10 protein-coding genes are annotated in these 18442 nt (G+C 42.0%); 1 reads left to right on the top strand and 9 read right to left on the bottom strand.

Annotation, left to right across the window (positions count from 1 at the left end; translation table 11 throughout):
* The 3 genes from ADH81_RS05950 to ADH81_RS05940 form a co-directional block, all read right to left on the bottom strand.
* Positions 1 to 3266: CshA/CshB family fibrillar adhesin-related protein (locus ADH81_RS05950; protein WP_152904389.1), on the bottom strand; the 3266-nt coding region annotated here is incomplete at its 3' end.
* 262 nt (positions 3267 to 3528) lie between these two features.
* Entirely contained in the window at positions 3529 to 7191 is a 3663-nt protein-coding gene (gene rpoC, locus ADH81_RS05945; protein ID WP_049527251.1) for a DNA-directed RNA polymerase subunit beta', read from the bottom strand.
* Positions 7192 to 7223: 32 nt separating this feature from the next.
* A complete protein-coding gene (locus tag ADH81_RS05940; RefSeq protein ID WP_049527247.1) occupies positions 7224 to 10826 on the bottom strand; it encodes a DNA-directed RNA polymerase subunit beta in 3603 nt (1200 codons plus the stop codon).
* A 430-nt stretch (positions 10827 to 11256) separates the two neighbouring features.
* Between ADH81_RS05940 and ADH81_RS05935 the strand changes: the two genes are divergently transcribed.
* Positions 11257 to 12114, top strand: a complete 858-nt coding sequence (locus ADH81_RS05935) for a 5'-nucleotidase, lipoprotein e(P4) family (protein ID WP_049527246.1) — start codon at positions 11257 to 11259, stop codon at positions 12112 to 12114.
* 142 nt (positions 12115 to 12256) lie between these two features.
* Here the strand turns inward: ADH81_RS05935 and ADH81_RS05930 are convergent, their stop codons facing one another.
* From ADH81_RS05930 to ADH81_RS11395, 6 genes are all read right to left on the bottom strand, one after another.
* Positions 12257 to 13759, bottom strand: coding sequence for a zinc ABC transporter substrate-binding protein AdcA (locus tag ADH81_RS05930; protein ID WP_049527244.1), 1503 nt, complete (start codon positions 13757 to 13759; stop codon positions 12257 to 12259).
* 9 nt (positions 13760 to 13768) lie between these two features.
* A complete protein-coding gene (locus tag ADH81_RS05925) occupies positions 13769 to 14575 on the bottom strand; it encodes a metal ABC transporter permease (protein WP_049527242.1) in 807 nt (268 codons plus the stop codon).
* Complete coding sequence (locus tag ADH81_RS05920) at positions 14568 to 15272, bottom strand: metal ABC transporter ATP-binding protein (RefSeq protein WP_049527236.1); 705 nt, start codon at positions 15270 to 15272, stop codon at positions 14568 to 14570. The genes ADH81_RS05925 and ADH81_RS05920 overlap by 8 nt, the downstream gene beginning before the upstream one ends.
* The gene (gene adcR / locus ADH81_RS05915) at positions 15272 to 15712 is read right to left on the bottom strand and encodes a zinc-dependent transcriptional regulator AdcR (protein ID WP_049527233.1); all 441 of its coding nucleotides are present in this window, start codon (positions 15710 to 15712) and stop codon (positions 15272 to 15274) included. The genes ADH81_RS05920 and adcR overlap by 1 nt, the downstream gene beginning before the upstream one ends.
* A gap of 244 nt (positions 15713 to 15956) precedes the next feature.
* Positions 15957 to 18212, bottom strand: coding sequence for a cell surface ecto-5'-nucleotidase Nt5e (nt5e, locus tag ADH81_RS05910; RefSeq protein ID WP_049527230.1), 2256 nt, complete (start codon positions 18210 to 18212; stop codon positions 15957 to 15959).
* Between the two features lie 49 nt (positions 18213 to 18261).
* A partial coding sequence (locus tag ADH81_RS11395; protein ID WP_049527227.1) for a hypothetical protein occupies positions 18262 to 18442 on the bottom strand: 181 nt, incomplete at its 5' end.

Raw genomic sequence — 18442 nt, 5'->3', positions numbered from 1 at the left:
CCAACAAAGTCTTTTTCAGGTGTGAAGGTAACCGCTCCTGTAGTAGGATCAATTGTATAGCTACCTTCGTCCGCTACCGTTACACTGGTTTCATCAGTAGGCTGACCAGTAGCTGGATCTACTAATTTCTTGCTAGTTATCTTCGTAGCCTTGTCATTGCTTAACTCAAATGTAGGTGTTTGAGTTTGAGGAACGTTTTGAACATCCTCAGAAACCTTATTAGTAGGTGCAATTGTAACTGGCGTTACAGTTGGAATGTACTTAGCTGTAGCTGTTTTTATAAACTCTGACTGAACTTGTTTATTTTTATCTCGTCCAACTGGTGCAGTAAGTGAAACCGTTACTCCCTTAGCAGTGCCAGTAAATCCTGGTTCTGGCACAAAGGTAACTTTCCCAGTCAAATCGTCTAAGTAGTAAATTCCTTCCCCTTCTACAGTCACAACAGGATCATTGATAACTTTGCCAGTCGTAGGACTCACAAACTTAGCCGGATAATCAAAATCAGGTGTGATTTTAACTTTCTCACCATTACTATTTGTTCCTTCAAGAGCAAATTCTGGAGTAGCAATTTGACTAGCTCCTTGAACATCTGTTGAAGTTTTATTTTCACCTTCGATATCCTTTGGAGTAACGGTTGGGATATAAAGTCCATCCATTGTATTTATCAAAGTATCAACATTAGCTTCATTGGCTGGAAATTTAGTTGACCAACCTGTGTCGTAGCCATTACTATCTGTACGACGGATAGAGATTCCATCAGCTGTTCCTAAGAAATTATCTTCAGGGATGAATTCTACATCTACGTCTTTACCATTTGCGGTAATTTTATATTTACCTTGACCTGGTACGACATAGTAGCCTTCAGCATCCAAAATAGCCTTGTTCCCATTTGCATCGACAATGTATGGTGCTACTGTTTCATCAATTTTTGCTGATTCAGTTAAGCTATAGCCTTGCAAACCTCGAGCAGTAAAGGCTACAGTTGCTGTTTGTTTAGCAGCTTGAAGACCAGAAGTTTCCTTGAATTCCCCTTTTGGTGGGTGCGTAATTTGAGTCTTGAAGTCTTCTACTTCTCCTGAGAAGGCCATACCTGTTGGGCTTTCAATTTCTTTAGCATTCTTAGCGATACGAAGACGAACCCCTAATTCAGTAACACTAGGGTCAATATAAGTTTTGCTGTTTGCAAATGTTAACTCAACTATACCATCTTTCGTAATAGTAGCTAAATTTGAACGCTCGTCTTCATCGAAGGTTCCATTTTGATTGAAGTCTACCCAACCGTAGATATTTGCCTGTGCAGCCCCATCAGTATGGGCTTCAACAGAAATCTTATAATTACCTGGTTTGGTACGGTCCATCTTGATCATCTCATTGGTTTTCCCTTTAAGATTATCTGGAAGCAATTGGTCGATTCCTTCATCAGCCGTTGTCGCTTTATCGTCACCAGTCCAATCAAGGGTATTGTTTTCATCCATATCAGGACTCAAGTGGCCGAGATAAGGTTGGTTTACTTTCTTACCGGTAATCCCATCCACAGTTGCAATTGAATGAACTGCCTTGCCGTATGATTCAGGAGCATCTCCTTCATCAAGTGGGAAGAATCCAAGCATGGCTGATTGTTTACCTGAAGATGCGATATACAAGCCAACTTCGGACGCTCCACGTGTCATAACAAGGGGAACAGCAGCAATACTTGAAATATTTGGTCCAAAGACCCCTGTTCCGAGACCTCCAGTTGTTAAATCGGCACTTCCAAAGTACTTCCAAGCAACCGCTTTTTTATCTGGCCCAACTTGATTTGAACGTCGAAGTAGGTCAAGGTTCAACTTATAGTAGCCCATGCCATCTATATTAGTGGCAGGGTTTGGACCGAATAAATTGTCTGTATCTTGTGGAATATAAGTTTTATTATTGCCCTTGGGCCATTCCCCAATATGTTGCCAACCTTCTCCGTTTGTGGTGAACATAACCATTTCACCAGGGTTAGCGGACTCACCATCCGCCATGACAATGGCAGGTTTGACCACTTTTCCACGGAAGGTCGCAGAAACTTCAAACTGAACACCGATATTCCCACCTTCAAGTTCTGAACTGATAGTAGTTTTCTTAGTTGTACCAGTGTCAATACCTTCTTTTTTAATTTCAGTCCAACGGTTTTGAGCTTCGGCAATAACTTTAGCTTCTTCACCAGCAGTAAAAGCTACTCTCGTAGCAGGTGTATTAGTCGCATTCCCATAACCATTTCTTGCATTTGGATCATAGGTCGCTTTTTCAGCTTCTGTTGCTCCTCGGTCTTCAAGGCGTTTTTTATAAAGTTCTGTCGCCTGGAAGGGTTTCAAAGATTTAACCTTGATGGTAACCACATAACCCGGCATAATTTCCTTAGTATAGGTAGCCCCAACTTGGAGAGCAAGGTCACCTTTTGATGTTGTTGTGGTTCCTGTCCAGTTAGCTACATCGCCAAAGTCCAACCAAGAGATTTGGCTGGCTATGTCTTTAGCATTGATATTTGTTGTGAAGCCAGGTTTTTCAACTTTTGGAGTTGAAGTTGCGTCTTCAACATCTGCACCAATCCCAGAGGTTGTTGTATCCGCACGAAATGCTGTATTTTTATTAATCTCCTTACCATTACGAGGATCGTTCTGACCTGTATTTGCGATTGCATTTGTACCTTCTGCTGGCTGAGTATTTGCTGCTGGTTTTCCGATACTTTCTTCAGTTTTTTCAGTAACTTCAGCCTTAGCTTCCACAACTGGTTTTGCTTCTGCTACTACCTTATTTTTAAGTTTTGCATTTACCGTTGTTACCAGTGATTGATAAGCAGCATCCAACTCAGCTTGACTTTCAGCAGAGACAAGAACATTCTTAGCATTAACAAGACTTACTTTTAAAGCATCAATACTTTCATCAGTCTTATTGCTATATTTACCATTTGTCAGGTTTGTCTCAATCTCAGCAATATAGGCTTGCAATCTTGTTTGATCTAGTTTCAGCTTAGTTTCAGTTGCAACTGGGACAACTGGAGTTGCCTGATAAGTTGTAACATCTTCTTTCTCAGCTTGAGACGTAGAAAGAGATTCTGGCTGTTCCTTTTCAGTTGTCACAGCAACCTCGTCAGTTTGCTTATTCTCAGCGACTTCTTCAGCTGCTACTCCTGTAGCAGTTCCAAGCATAACTAAAGTTCCTAGTAAAACTGAACAAACTCCTACATTTAACTTACGAATTGAAAATCGACTAATACGATCATTAAACAGATCATTTTTCACTAATATTACCTCCGAGTTGTATAAAATTTAACTTAGTTTAGAATAAATATGTATTTACTATCCATTATATTTCGTAAACTACTCGCTGTTATATTTTATCATGCTAGCCCTTGAATACCAAGCATTTTGCTCAATTTTTCTAAAAAAATTTTCTACTTTTATAGTTCAAATTATTCAGTAAATCATATAAAATTCAATATACCTTTTCTATATATTTAATACAAAAAAAGAGGGATAACCCTCTTTTTGTTTAAGCATTATTTTATTCGCTTACTTCAACAGTTTCAACAACTTCTTCTACAGTCGTATCAACTGGAGCTTCTTCTTGTGAATCTGCAAGGAAAGATTGTTCATTGACTGCTTGTGGTTCAAGGTTACGGTAGCGAGCCATACCAGTACCAGCTGGGATGATCTTACCGATGATGACATTTTCCTTGAGACCAAGGAGATGGTCTTTCTTACCACGGATGGCCGCGTCTGTAAGGACACGAGTTGTTTCCTGGAAGGAAGCAGCTGACAAGAAACTATTTGTTTCAAGTGAGGCTTTGGTAATTCCCATAAGGACTGGGCGACCAGTTGCTGGAACACCACCTGCGATAAGAACATCTTTGTTCGCATCTGTAAAGTCGTTGATGTCCATGAGAGTACCCATGAGAAGGTCTGTATCCCCTGGATCCATGACACGAACTTTGCGTATCATTTGACGAACCATTACCTCGATGTGTTTGTCACCGATTTCTACCCCTTGGCTACGGTAAACTTTTTGTACTTCACCGAGGAGGTAAGTTTCAACTGACAAGACATCACGTACAGCAAGGAGACGTTTGGGTTGGATAGAACCTTCTGTCAATGCTGCACCACGAGAGATTTGGTCCCCAACTTCAACACGCATACGAGCTGTAAATGGTACCACGTATTCGCCTTCTCCAGTTTCGCCTTTAACGAAGACTTTCTTAGTACGAGTTGAAGCATCTTCTTCGATTGCTGTAACTTCCCCTTTGACTTCTGTGATAACTGCTTCCCCTTTAGGATTGCGAGCTTCGAAGATTTCTTGGACACGAGGAAGACCCTGAGTGATATCGGTATTTGAGGCAACCCCACCCGTGTGGAAGGTACGCATTGTAAGCTGTGTACCAGGTTCCCCGATAGATTGGGCAGCGATTGTACCAACTGCTTCACCAACTTCAACCGCATCACCAGTCGCCAAGTTGATACCATAACAGTGACGGCAGACACCATGACGAGTGTTACATGTAAATACAGAGCGGATAGTCACTTCTTCAACACCAGCATTGACGATTTCACGAGCTTTGTCTTCTGTGATCAATTCATTTGGACCGATGATAACTGCACCAGTTTCTGGGTGTTTAACAGTTTTCTTAGTGTAACGACCATTGAGACGTTCTTCGAGAGACTCAATCATCTCTTTACCTTCAGTAATAGAACGGATTAAGAGACCACGGTCAGTTCCACAGTCGTCCTCACGGATGATAACGTCTTGGGCAACGTCAACCAAACGACGAGTCAAGTAACCTGAGTCGGCTGTCTTAAGGGCCGTATCGGTCATACCTTTACGCGCACCGTGAGTTGAGAAGAACATTTCGAGTACTGACAAACCTTCACGGAAGTTTGAAAGGATTGGCAATTCCATGATACGTCCGTTCGGAGCAGCCATCAGACCACGCATACCGGCAAGCTGTGAGAAGTTTGAGATGTTCCCACGGGCTCCAGAGTCCATCATCATAACGATTGGGTTCTTAGGATCTTGGTTGGCAATCAAACGTTTCTCTAGTTTTTCACGGGCAGCACGCCATTCAGCTGTAACAGCATTGTAACGCTCGTCGTCTGTGATCATACCACGACGGAATTGTTTTGTGATTTGTTCTACACGTTTGTGTGATTCTTCAATGATTTCAGCCTTGTCATCAACGACTGGGATATCGGCAATACCCACTGTCAATCCTGCAAGAGTTGAGTGGTGGTAACCGAGGTTCTTCATCCGGTCAAGTAGGGCAGAAGTTTCTGTCGTACGGAAACGTTTGAAGATTTCAGCGATGATATTTCCAAGATTTTTCTTCTTGAATGGAGGGTTAAGTTCAAGATTGCTGATAGCTTCCTTGATATCTCCACCAAGTGGCAAGAAGTATTTAGCTGGAACGCCTTCTGTTAAGTTGGCATTGTTTGGTTCTTGCAAGTATGGTAGACCCTCTGGCATGATATCGTTGAAGAGAATCTTACCAACTGTTGTAAGCAAGACCTTGTGTTTTTGCTCTTCTGTCCAAGGCTTGTTGAGGCTGTCTGTTGCGATACCAACACGTGAGTGAAGGTGAACATAACCATTACGGTAAGCCATAACCGCTTCGTCACGGTCTTTGAAGACCATTCCTTCACCTTCACGACCAGCTTCTTCCATAGTCAAGTAGTAGTTACCCAAAACCATGTCCTGAGATGGAGTAACTACTGGTTTACCATCTTTAGGGTTCAAGATATGCTCAGCAGCAAGCATCAAGATACGAGCTTCTGCTTGGGCTTCTTCTGAAAGTGGTACGTGGATGGCCATTTGGTCCCCGTCGAAGTCGGCATTGTAGGCTTCACAGACAAGTGGGTGCAAGCGAAGGGCTTTACCGTCAATCAAGACAGGTTCAAAGGCTTGGATTCCCAAACGGTGAAGGGTAGGTGCGCGGTTCAAAAGCACTGGGTGTTCTTTAATCACTTCTTCAAGGATATCCCAGATGCGTTCGTCTCCACGTTCTACCAAGCGTTTAGCCGCTTTAACGTTTTGCACGATATCACGCGCTACGATTTCACGCATAACGAATGGTTTAAAGAGCTCGATAGCCATTTCACGTGGCACACCACATTGGTACATCTTAAGAGTTGGACCAACAGCGATAACGGAACGACCTGAGAAGTCAACACGTTTACCGAGCAAGTTTTGACGGAAGCGTCCTTGTTTACCTTTAAGCATGTGGCTCAATGATTTAAGTGGACGGCTACCTGGTCCTGTAATTGGACGACCACGACGACCATTGTCAATCAAAGCGTCAACCGCTTCTTGAAGCATACGCTTCTCATTTTGAACGATGATACCAGGTGCATTCAACTCAAGCAAACGAGCCAAACGGTTGTTACGGTTGATAACACGACGGTAAAGGTCGTTCAAGTCAGATGAGGCAAAACGACCACCATCCAACTGCAACATTGGACGAAGATCTGGTGGAATAACCGGAAGGATGTTAAGAATCATCCATTCAGGTTTATTTCCAGACTTGTAAAAGGCATCCAAAACATCCAAACGACGGATGGCTTTGATACGTTTTTGCCCAGTTGCTGTCTTCAATTCTTCTTTAAGCTCAGCAATTTCTTTTTCAAGATCTACTTGTTTCAAGAGGTCTTGGATAGCTTCGGCACCCATTTTAGCAACGAATGATCCGTAGCCATATTCACGCAAGCGCTCACGATATTCACGCTCTGTCATGATAGATTTGTGCTCAAGCGGTGTATCCTTTGGATCAATCACCACATACGCAGCAAAGTAGATTACTTCCTCGAGGGCACGAGGGCTCATATCAAGGGTCAAGCCCATACGGCTTGGAATTCCCTTGAAATACCAGATATGAGATACAGGAGCTTTCAACTCGATGTGTCCCATACGTTCACGACGAACTTTTGTACGCGTTACTTCAACACCACAACGGTCACAAACAATCCCTCTGTAACGAATGCGTTTGTACTTACCACAAGCACATTCCCAGTCTTTTGTAGGACCAAAGATGACTTCGTCGAATAGTCCTTCACGTTCTGGTTTCAACGTACGGTAATTGATTGTTTCAGGTTTTTTGACTTCTCCATAAGACCATGAACGGACTTTACTTGGAGAAGCTAGTGTGATTTGCATACTTTTAAAACGATTTACGTCAACCACTATTTCTTCCCTTTCTATTCTAAGTGAGCTACTTATTCTTGTTCAGTAGCTTCTTCTGTTGCTTCCGCTTTTGCACCTTCTTCAGCTTCAAAAGCAGCTTTTGCTTCTTCAGCAGCTTTTTTACGTGCTTTTTCAAGGTCATCTACGTGGATGACATCTTCGTCCATACCCTCATCAAGATCACGAAGTTCAACTTCTTGATCATCTTCGTCAAGGACACGCATGTCAAGACCAAGTGATTGCAATTCTTTAACAAGAACTCGGAAGGATTCTGGAACACCTGGTTTTGGAATTGGTTTTCCTTTTGTAATAGCTTCATAAGCTTTCAAACGTCCGTTGATATCGTCAGACTTGTAAGTCAAGATTTCTTGAAGGACATTTGATGCACCATAGGCTTCAAGCGCCCAAACCTCCATCTCACCGAAACGTTGTCCACCAAACTGAGCTTTACCTCCGAGTGGTTGTTGCGTAACGGTTGAATATGGTCCGACTGAACGAGCGTGCAATTTATCATCAACCATGTGGTGAAGTTTGATCATGTACATGACACCAACTGACACACGGTTATCAAATGGTTCACCAGTACGTCCATCGTAAAGGATAGTCTTAGCATCGCTATCCATACCTGCTTCCTTAACAGTTGACCAAAGATCTTCAGAACTTGCTCCGTCAAAGACTGGTGTTGCGATATGGATACCAAGAGTACGAGCTGCCATACCAAGGTGGAGCTCCATAACCTGACCGATATTCATACGTGATGGCACCCCAAGTGGGTTCAACATGATATCAACTGGAGTTCCATCTGGAAGGTAAGGCATGTCTTCTACAGGAACGATACGAGAAACAACCCCTTTGTTTCCGTGACGTCCGGCCATCTTATCTCCGACCTTAATCTTACGTTTTTGAGCGATGTAAACACGAACCAGCATGTTAACACCTGATTGCAATTCATCACCGTTTGCACGTGTAAAGATCTTCACATCACGAACGACACCATCGGCACCGTGTGGTACACGAAGAGAAGTGTCACGAACTTCACGAGATTTGTCTCCGAAGATAGCGTGCAAGAGACGTTCTTCAGCTGAAAGATCTTTTTCACCCTTAGGTGTCACTTTACCTACAAGGATGTCCCCTTCTTTAACCTCAGCACCGATACGGATAATACCCATTTCGTCAAGGTCTTTAAGAGCATCTTCACCAACGTTTGGAATTTCACGAGTAATTTCTTCAGGGCCAAGCTTTGTATCGCGAGTTTCTGATTCGTATTCTTCAAGGTGGACAGATGTGTAGACATCGTCTTTCACCAAGCGTTCGCTCATGATAACGGCATCCTCGAAGTTGTAACCTTCCCATGTCATGTAGGCAACGATTGGGTTTTGTCCAAGCGCCATTTCTCCATTTTCCATAGAAGGTCCATCTGCGATAAAGTCGCCTTTTTCTACAACGTCACCAACTTTAACAAGCGTACGTTGGTTGTAGGCAGTACCTGAGTTTGAACGACGGAATTTTTGGATATGGTAAACATCCAATGAGCCATCTTCACGACGAACTTCTACCTTGTCAGCATCGGCATAAGTAACTTTACCATCATACTGAGCAATTACAGCCGCTCCAGAGTCATGGGCTGCTTGATATTCCATACCAGTACCAACGTAAGGTGCTTTTGGATCAATCAATGGTACAGCCTGACGTTGCATGTTGGCACCCATGAGGGCACGGTTGGAGTCATCGTTTTCCAAGAAAGGAATACATGCTGTCGCAACAGCAACTACCTGTTTAGGAGAAACGTCCATATAATCAACACTTGATGCTGGGTATTCTTGGTTAACCCCTTGGTGACGTCCCATGACAACTTTTTCAGCAAAAGTGCCATCTGCGTTCAATTTAGAGTTAGCCTGTGCTACTGTGTACTCATCTTCTTCATCAGCAGTCAACCAAACGATTTCGTTAGTTACTTTTCCAGTTTCACGATCAACCTTACGATATGGTGTTTGAATGAAACCATACTTGTTGAGGTGTCCGTATGAAGACAAGTTGTTGATCAAACCGATGTTTGGTCCTTCAGGTGTCTCGATTGGACACATACGACCATAGTGAGTGTAGTGAACGTCACGCACTTCATATCCAGCGCGGTCACGTGTCAAACCACCAGGCCCTAAGGCAGACAAACGACGTTTGTGTGACAACTCAGAAAGTGGGTTGTGTTGGTCCATGAACTGTGACAATTGAGAAGAACCAAAGAATTCTTTGATTGCTGCAGTTACTGGACGGATATTGATAATTTGTTGTGGTGTTAGTACTTCGTTATCTTGAACAGACATACGTTCACGAACGTTACGTTCCATACGTGAAAGTCCAAGACGCACTTGGTTGGCAAGCAATTCACCAACAGCACGAATACGACGATTTCCAAGGTGGTCGATATCATCCACACGACCAATACCTTCTGCTAAGTTGAGGAAGTAGCTCATCTCAGCCAAGATATCTGCAGGCGTTACGATACGAACCTTGTCATCTGGATTTGCATTACCGATGATCGTTACGACGCGGTCTGGATCAGTTGGTGCAACAACCTTGAATTTTTGAAGAACGACTGGCTCTGTTACTACAGCAGCATCATTTGGAATGTAGACAATCTTGTTCAAATCGCCATCCAAATGACTTTCAATGCTTTCAATCACGCTACGAGTCATAACTGTCCCAGCTTCCACCAAGATTTCACCTGTTTCAGGGTCTACCAATGGTTCAGCAATGGTTTGGTTAAGCAAACGTGTTTTAACATTGAGTTTTTTATTGATCTTGTAACGACCAACTGCAGCCAAGTCATAACGACGTGGGTCAAAGAAACGAGCTACAAGCAAGCTACGTGAGCTTTCAGCAGTCTTAGGCTCACCTGGACGAAGGCGTTCGTAGATTTCCTTCAAAGCTTCGTCTGTACGAGAGTCCATTGGGTTCTTGTGAATATCTTTTTCAACAGTGTTACGAACAAGATCGCTGTCACCAAAGATATCAAAGATTTCATCATCGCCTGAGAAACCAAGCGCACGAACCAAGGTCGTAAATGGAATCTTACGAGTACGGTCGATACGAGTGTAGGCGATGTCTTTTGAGTCGCTTTCAAGTTCCAACCAAGCTCCACGGTTAGGGATAACAGTTGAACCGTAACCCACTTTACCATTTTTGTCTACCTTGTCATTAAAGTAAACACCTGGAGAACGCACCAACTGTGATACGATGATACGTTCACCACCGTTGATGATAAAGGTTCCCATCTCAGTCATGATTGGGAAATCACCAAAGAATACTTCCTGTGTCTTGATTTCGCCAGTTTCTTTGTTAATCAAGCGGAAGGTTACAAAGATAGGTGCTGAATAGCTGGCATCGTGGATACGAGCTTCTTCAAGCGTATATTTAGGTTCTTTGATTTCGTAGCCAACAAATTCCAACTCCATTGTGTCTGTGAAGTTTGAAATTGGCAATACATCTTCAAACACTTCCTTCAGACCATGGTCTAGGAAATCTTTGAATGAATCAGTTTGAATTTCAATCAAATTTGGTAAGTCAAGAACTTCTTTGATTCTTGAAAAACTACGACGGGTACGATGTTTCCCGTATTGAACGTCATGTCCTGCCAAGATGATTCTCCTTTTTAAATAAAGTTCCAAGCTTAGTGACCTAAGCTAGTAATTATCGTTAGATGGTTCTAAAAACCCTATCAACTTATCCCCCTCGACTAATTTTCAGAATCTTTAAATCTTTGTTACAAAGAGCGAAAAACCTGAAAAAAAGCACAAAAAGAGCAGCTAAATCCGACTTTTTCAGGAGATTTAACTGCTGTGAGCCTTGTCCGGACAATATTTCAGACAAAACCTACGACAAATGATTATTTATATTATACCCTATTTAGCTAGATTTTTCAAGGTTTTAAAATATTTTTCTCTTCCTCTAATCCGTTAATTATCTACATCTTTCTTTGAAAAATCAAGTCCATATTTAGGAAAACGCTTGCCTTAACTATTCCCTCATGCTATACTGTTATTGAAATTAATAGACAGGAGACATTTTATGAAAACAGCTAAAACCACTGTTACAATCGTTTCTGCACTTGCATCTGTCATCTTATTGACCAGCTGCGCCACAAAATCCACAGAAACACAAACATCCGCTAATAACTCATCTGACAATCAGATTACAATGACTTACGACCAACTACGGTCTAGAGAAAATACCATGTCAACTCTCTGGTATCAAAAAGCGGCCGAAACAAAAGCCTTGTATCTACAAGGTTATAATGTTGCTACAGATCGTCTAAAGGAATTACTGAAAACAGAATCAGACAAGCCTTATTCGATTGTTTTGGACTTGGACGAAACGGTCCTAGACAACAGTCCTTATCAAGTTCAAAATGTCAAAGATGGAACAGCATTCACACCTGAAAATTGGGATGTTTGGGTCCAAAAAGCTGCAGCAAAAGCCGTCCCAGGTGCTAAAGATTTTCTTCAGTTTGCCGATCAAAACGGTGTCCAAATCTACTATATTTCTGACCGTTCAGTCGACCAAGTAGATGCTACCATTAAAAATCTAGAAAGCGAAGGTATTCCTGTACAAGGACGTGATCACCTCATGTTCCTAGAAAGTGGTGTAAAATCCAAAGAAGGTCGTCGACAAGTGGTTCAAGAAAAGACAAATCTTGTGTTACTATTTGGTGATAACCTTGTAGACTTTGCAGATTTTTCTAAGACTTCTGAAGCTGATCGTGACAAACAACTTGAAGAATTGCAAAAAGAATTTGGTGAAAAATTCATCATCTTCCCAAATCCAATGTATGGATCATGGGAAACAGCAGTTTACGGTGGTAATAAACTAGATGCCAAGGGACAAGTAGAAGAACGCGAAAAGGCTTTACAAGGCTTTGACAAGTAATGAAAACTTGGTATTCAATAAGGCCATAAGTACAAAAAGAAGTGCAAAAGCTCTTTAACTGACAAAACTCAAAAAAGCGGACAAGAGAGGATTCTGATAACCAGAAAACTTTCCTGTTCGCTTTTATCATGTGAATCGTATCTTAATGAGCCAACATTTCTTGGGCGATTTCTTGACCAGATAAGCCATCTGGATAGTAGGTTGGCCAGTTATCCATTTCTTCAAAGAGAGCTTCCTGGCTAGTACCTCCAAAGAAGATATGGAAATGCCCAGTCTTAACTGGTGCGATATTGTGGTCGCTAAATTGAACATACTTGAATTGTCCAGCATCCGCGTCTGTCGCTTCAAAAAGATAACGAACTCCTCGATTCCCTTTCTTATAAGTCAAAATTTTCTTGCCGACATACTTGTATGTATATTTCTTACTTTGGTCACCTTGGATGAATTCCATAGTGTTATCCGTGATATTAATCTTAGATACATCAGTTTGATAGCCTTTTTGATAGTAGGCTTTGTATTCATCCTTGGTCATTTTGCCAGTCAATTTAGCCTTGTAGTCAAATACTTGATCAAGAGTACCGTCCTCAAGGAAAGGATAGACCGACTGCCAGTTGCCAGCATAATCACTTAGGGTACGATCCTTGACATCAGCATCCTCAAAGTAACCATTTTGAACGGTTTTAGTTTCCTCTGCTTTTTCTAGCTCAATTTCTGCCCCTGCTTGGTCAGTTGTTTGCTTGAGGGCCTTGAGATTTTTCTCCATGACAGAGATATAGTTCTCACCGGCCTTCATGTCCTCTTCAGTCAAGCTTTCCAGAGGATTCAGAACGTCTAACTTAACTCCTGTTTCTTTTGAAAGGGTATTAGCTAGAGCTTGTGAGGCATTTTCTTCAAAGTAGATATAAGAAATCTTGTTTTTCTTGATATATTCGGTCAATTCTGCCAAGCGACTTGCTGACGGTTCCGCATCTGGTGAAAGACCTGAGATAGAGACTTGATTGAGTCCGTAGTCCAAGGCTAGATAACGGAAGGCCGCGTGTTGAGTCACAAAACTCTTTTGTTTAGCACTAGAAAGTCCTTCACTATAGGCCTTGTCCAAGGCTTGTAGTTTTTCGATATAGGCTGCTGCATTTTGTTCAAAAGTCGCCTTCTTATCTGGATAGTCAGCTGATAAACTGTCACGAATGTGCTCTACAAGCTTAATGGCACGCGCAGGAGACAACCATACATGAGGGTCATACTCGTGATGATGACCCTCTTCGCCGTGGTCATGGTCTTCCTCTTCTTCACTACCTGGAAGAAGCAACATATCTCCAGTAGCCTTGATTGTTTTTACTTTTTTGGCATCTAGTGAATCTAAAAGCTTGGGAACCCATGTTTCCATGTTCTCATTTTCATACACAAAGGCGTCGGCGTCTTGGATTTTAGCAACTGCCTTAGGCGATGGTTCATAATCATGTGGCTCTGTTCCAGCCCCGATTAAGAGTTCGACATTGGCTGTGTCCCCTGCTACTTGCTTGGTAAATTCATAGACAGGATAGAAAGTTGTAACGATGTTTAATTTCCCGTCTGCCTGTTTTTGATTAGAACAAGCGACTAAGAATAGTGTCACAAGACTTGCCAAAAGTAGGCCTAGTTTTTTCATTTTTTTCTCCTATTTGATAAAACGTTTGAGTAAGCTGACTAACAAAAAGACAACTACAAAGATAATGGTAATACTTGCACTCGGTGGTGTCTCTGCATAGTAGGAGATATAAAGCCCCGCCACCATACCTAGAAATCCAATAACACTGGCAAGAATCATCACAGAACTGAAGTTTTTCCCTAAACGCAACGCGATACTAGCTGGTAGGACCATGATGGTCGACACCAAGAGTGCTCCTGCAGCTGGAATCATGAGCGCAATAGCCACACCCGTTACCATGTTAAAGAGGATAGACATGGTACGCACTGGAAGGCCATCTACAAAAGCTGTATCCTCGTCAAAAGTTAAGATGTACATAGGTCTTAAAAAGAGGAAGGTTAAGACCAATACAACCGCTGCAATGACAAAGAGTCCAATTACCTGCTCTTGACTAATAGTCACAATAGAACCAAAGAGGTATTGGTCCAAACTCATCGAGCTAGAGCTCTTACCCTTACTCATAACAATGAGTGAAACCGCAAGACCTGTTGACATGAGAATAGCTGTCCCAATCTCCATAAAGCTCTTGTAAACCGTACGTAGATATTCAAGAAAGACCGCCGCAATCAAGACAATAGCAATAGTCGAGATGGTTGGAGAAATCCCCAAAACCAAACCAAAGGCCACCCCTGAAAGCGAGACGTGACTTAGAGTATCACTCATAAGGCTCTGACGACGCAAGATTAGGAAGGTCCCAAGGACTGGCGAAAAGAGACTCATGGCAATAACCGCTAAAAAGGCCCGCTGCATAAAATCATAAGAAAATAGATTAAACATGGTCCACCTCCTGATCATTTTCATGGACATTGAAACAACGCCATGGCGAATCTTGATCACGAACAAGGTGGATGTTACGATCTGCATAGTCCTTGACTTCTTCAGGATCGTGAGTAATCATCAGAACAGCCTTACCATGATGGTGGGCACTATGGTGCATGAGCTCATAAAATTCATTCTTGGTACCTGCATCCATCCCTGTTGTCGGCTCATCCAAGATAAAGATATCTGGATCTGAAGCAAACATACGTGCAATGACCGCTCTTTGCTTTTGCCCACCAGAGAGAGAACCAATGCGTTTATCCCGATGTTCCCACATACCAACTGAGTTTAAACTAGCCTTGATGTGTTCTTCATCATGGGCATTCAAACGACGGAACCAGCCCTTTCTTGGGTAGCGACCTGATTTGACAAACTCATAAACGGTACTTGGAAAGCCTGCATTAAAACTGGCGATCTGCTGAGGAAGATAGGCAATTCTTAGCTTTTTCCCATGAATATTTGTCTTTGAGATGGTTACTTTCCCAATTCGTGGTTGAAGAATTCCAAGACTAGCCTTGATTAGCGTTGTCTTGGCTGCTCCATTTTCCCCAGTAAGGGTGACAAATTCCCCACTATCAACATTGTAATTGATATGCTCAAGCACAGGTTCCTTGTCATAATAGAAGGACAAATCCTCTACTGTGATGTATCTCATTACTTGATTTCTCCTACTAAAGCAGTTAAAAACCGCTGGATAATTTTTTGTTCGTTTGGTGTGAACTGAGTGGCAACCTGCTCATAAGTCGAGAGGGTATGTTCATGATGATGGTGGTGTTCCTCAGCAATAGGTCGAGCCAAGTCTGTCAATTGATAGAAGACAACACGAGCATCCTTAGGGTCCTTAGACGTTTCTAACATTCCCTCCTTAACCAGGGATTTGATAGCTTTGGTAACGGCAGCTTGACTGACATTGAGACGACGCGCCAACTCAGAGTTGGTGAGCGACTCCTCTGATAAAAGCATGAGAATATGCTCCTGGGTATTGGTCAAGGCCACATCACTGGTACAATGACCAATGAGAATTTCATGCTGATTTTCCGCCTTGAGAATAATCTCATTTAAAAAATGATCGATATCTTTTGCCAACTGTCTCATGATTTGCTCCTTTCTCAGAACGGAATTTCTATAAATACAAGGTTTTCATACTCTTCAAAAATCAAATTCAAACCACGTCAGCTTCGTCTTGGCGTACTCAAGTACAGCCTGCGTCTCGCTTCCTAGTTTGCTCTTTGATTTTTATTGAGTATCACACCATTCCTTTACTAGTTAAGTATATCACATCCAAGCAAAGAGTCAAGAAAAAAGATGAAAACACCTGAGATGTTTTCATCTTGAAGAATTATTTTTCTTGTTTACGACTAGTCCAGAGGGCAGTCACTCCAAGAATCATACCCAATAGCATCATGAAAATAGATTGCTCACTACCTGTATTTGGAAGTAATTTTTCTGAAACTACTGTCTTGTTAGCAAACTGATCTGCAACCTTATAATCAACTTTTACAGTAGATGTTTGAGCAGGAGTTGTTCCCTGAGTTTTTCCTGATGGAGTTGTTTTTGTTGCTGAATCTTGCTCCGATTTAGCTGGAGTTGTATTTTGAACTTTTCCTGGCTTAGTTGCATCATTTCCTGAATTAACCGGAGTTGTTCCCTGAGTTTTTCCTGGTTGAGTAGGAGTTATTGCTGGATCTTTTTCAGGTTTAGCTGGATCTGTTGCTGGATCTTTTCCTGGTTTAGCTGGATCTGTTGCTGAATCTTTTCCTGGTTTAGCTGGATCTTGCTCTTTACCTTGATCTTCTGGCAGTTTAAATGTTTTTGAATCCACAGAAATCGTGCGTGAGTTTGGATTTACCTTTTCATACTGAGTCAAATCAGCTGTTTTAAGGTAATCTTCAAAGGCAGCATCCATTGAAGGGCCTTCTTCTCTGGCACCACCAAGCATGGTATAACCATCACCACCTGCTGCAAGGAAGTCATTGGTTGCTAGGTAGTAAACTTTTTCCAAATCTAGTTTTTCATAAAGACCAGTCGCACGATTCTTAACTTGAATAGCCAAGACACGTTTGCCTGCAGCTAGATTTGTATCGTAGTAGACCTTGGCTCCTGAAATCTGTAAGAATCCGCCACTTGGTTCTAGCAATGGTTGACCATTTTCATCCAAGACAGTTTTCCCTGCCTTATCAACCTGCAAGATAGACCCGAGTGATTTTTCAAACATGTCAAAAACTTGCTGACCAGTTACTTGAATTTGTGAAATTGTGTTCCCAAATGGTAGAACCGCAATGACATTTCCTTTTGTAATTGGCTTATCTTTGGCAATCGTTTCACGCAAGCCACCACCATTGGTCACAGCGATATCCGTCGGATGACTAAAGCCTGTTTGACCGTATTGATAGAGAGAATCTGCGACAACATTTCCAAGGTTAGTTTCACGGACACGGACATTTTCACGGTCACCGTTCAATTCAACTGGACTATTTGAAACAACTTCTATAGCATTTTCAGCGTCATACTTTTGTTTGATATCCTTGACAAGTTTTTCAATTTTTGGATTAGCTTCCAATTTCTTAGCATCTGCAGCTGCAATGAGTGAAGGATTTCCCAATAATTGGCGAGATTTGTAAGTGATTTTACCAACGTTATGGAGATAGCTTCCTGTCTGGTTGTATGTTACATTGTCACCATAAGTAGTCGATTCTACTGTATGAGAGTGACCATCAATAACAGTGACACGCTTACCTTTCAAAAGAGGATTTTTTGAAAGTGCTTCTGCAAGTGTTGAACCGCGCCATTCTACTGGTGTTGTTGTATCAACTCCCAAGTGAGCGAGAACAACATAGTGTTTATAGTCTTTGCCTTCTGCCAAGGCTTTAGCTTGAATTTCTTCGATAACCTTATTAACCTCTGCAATAGGCTCTGTAAAGGTTACACCTGTAACATTTTTAGGGTGGGTCTTAGTAGCTGTTTCAGGCGTTGTCACACCGATGACGACAAATTCATCACCTTCAACATCCTTGTTCTTATCAACAATTGTTGCTGCTTCAAATAAACGAGCCCCATTCACATAAGTGTTTGAGCTGAGCAATGGGAAGTTCAAAATTTCTTTGTATTTTTTAACTTCATCAAGTCCAAAGTCGAACTCATGATTTCCTACAGCCATAGCATCGTAACCCATCTCGTTTAGGATTTTGGCACGTGCTTCACCCTTTGTAGAGTTTGAAATTGGCAGACCTTGGAAGGCATCGCCTGCATCTACTACTAGAGTCGTTTGATTGCTCTTTTCTCGCTCCTTCTCAATAACCGTTGCGAGTTTGGCATCTCCGATTACTCCTTTTTCTTCTACGATACGACCATGCACGTCATTGGTATGCAAGATAACAGTATCTGCTTCTTCTTTTTGAGGTGCAGCTTCTTCAGCTGGTGTTGCCGGACTTGTAGCAACCTCAGGAGTCACTGTCACTACTGGTGCTTCTGTAGTGCTCACAACTTCTGTAGCTTCTGAAGAACTAGTATTTTCTTCAGCATAGACCTGTCCAGCTAAAAAGGCTGGAGCTAATAGGGCTGTCGATAGCACAGGCAACAAAAAACGTTTATTCATATTGAAATCCCTTTCTCTTCTTTCTCCTACCATTATACGCTATTTAGCATCATTTTAAAACTTTTAACCTTTTTGAAGGTAACCTATCCGACATTTCATAAAAAGGCTCTATAATATTTGTAGTGGGTAAATCCCCTATGGATATTATGGAGCCTATTTTTGTGTAGAAAAAAGTCCCATAAGATCTATAATGAAAAGCGACCAAACCATCATTAGAAAGAATCATATGG

Source organism: Streptococcus pseudopneumoniae (assembly GCF_001072925.1).
GTDB lineage: Bacteria > Bacillota > Bacilli > Lactobacillales > Streptococcaceae > Streptococcus > Streptococcus pseudopneumoniae_Q.
Note: the sequence above shows the minus strand (reverse complement) of the source record. Positions and strands in the feature narration are given on the sequence as shown.

Coding starts and splice junctions, on each gene's coding strand:
- ADH81_RS05925 (WP_049527242.1), bottom strand. CDS start 14,575: ATGTTTAATCTATTTTCTTATGATTTTATGCAGCGGGCCTTTTTAGCG.
- ADH81_RS05935 (WP_049527246.1), top strand. CDS start 11,257: ATGAAAACAGCTAAAACCACTGTTACAATCGTTTCTGCACTTGCATCT.
- nt5e (WP_049527230.1), bottom strand. CDS start 18,212: ATGAATAAACGTTTTTTGTTGCCTGTGCTATCGACAGCCCTATTAGCT.
- ADH81_RS05930 (WP_049527244.1), bottom strand. CDS start 13,759: ATGAAAAAACTAGGCCTACTTTTGGCAAGTCTTGTGACACTATTCTTA.
- adcR (WP_049527233.1), bottom strand. CDS start 15,712: ATGAGACAGTTGGCAAAAGATATCGATCATTTTTTAAATGAGATTATT.
- ADH81_RS05920 (WP_049527236.1), bottom strand. CDS start 15,272: ATGAGATACATCACAGTAGAGGATTTGTCCTTCTATTATGACAAGGAA.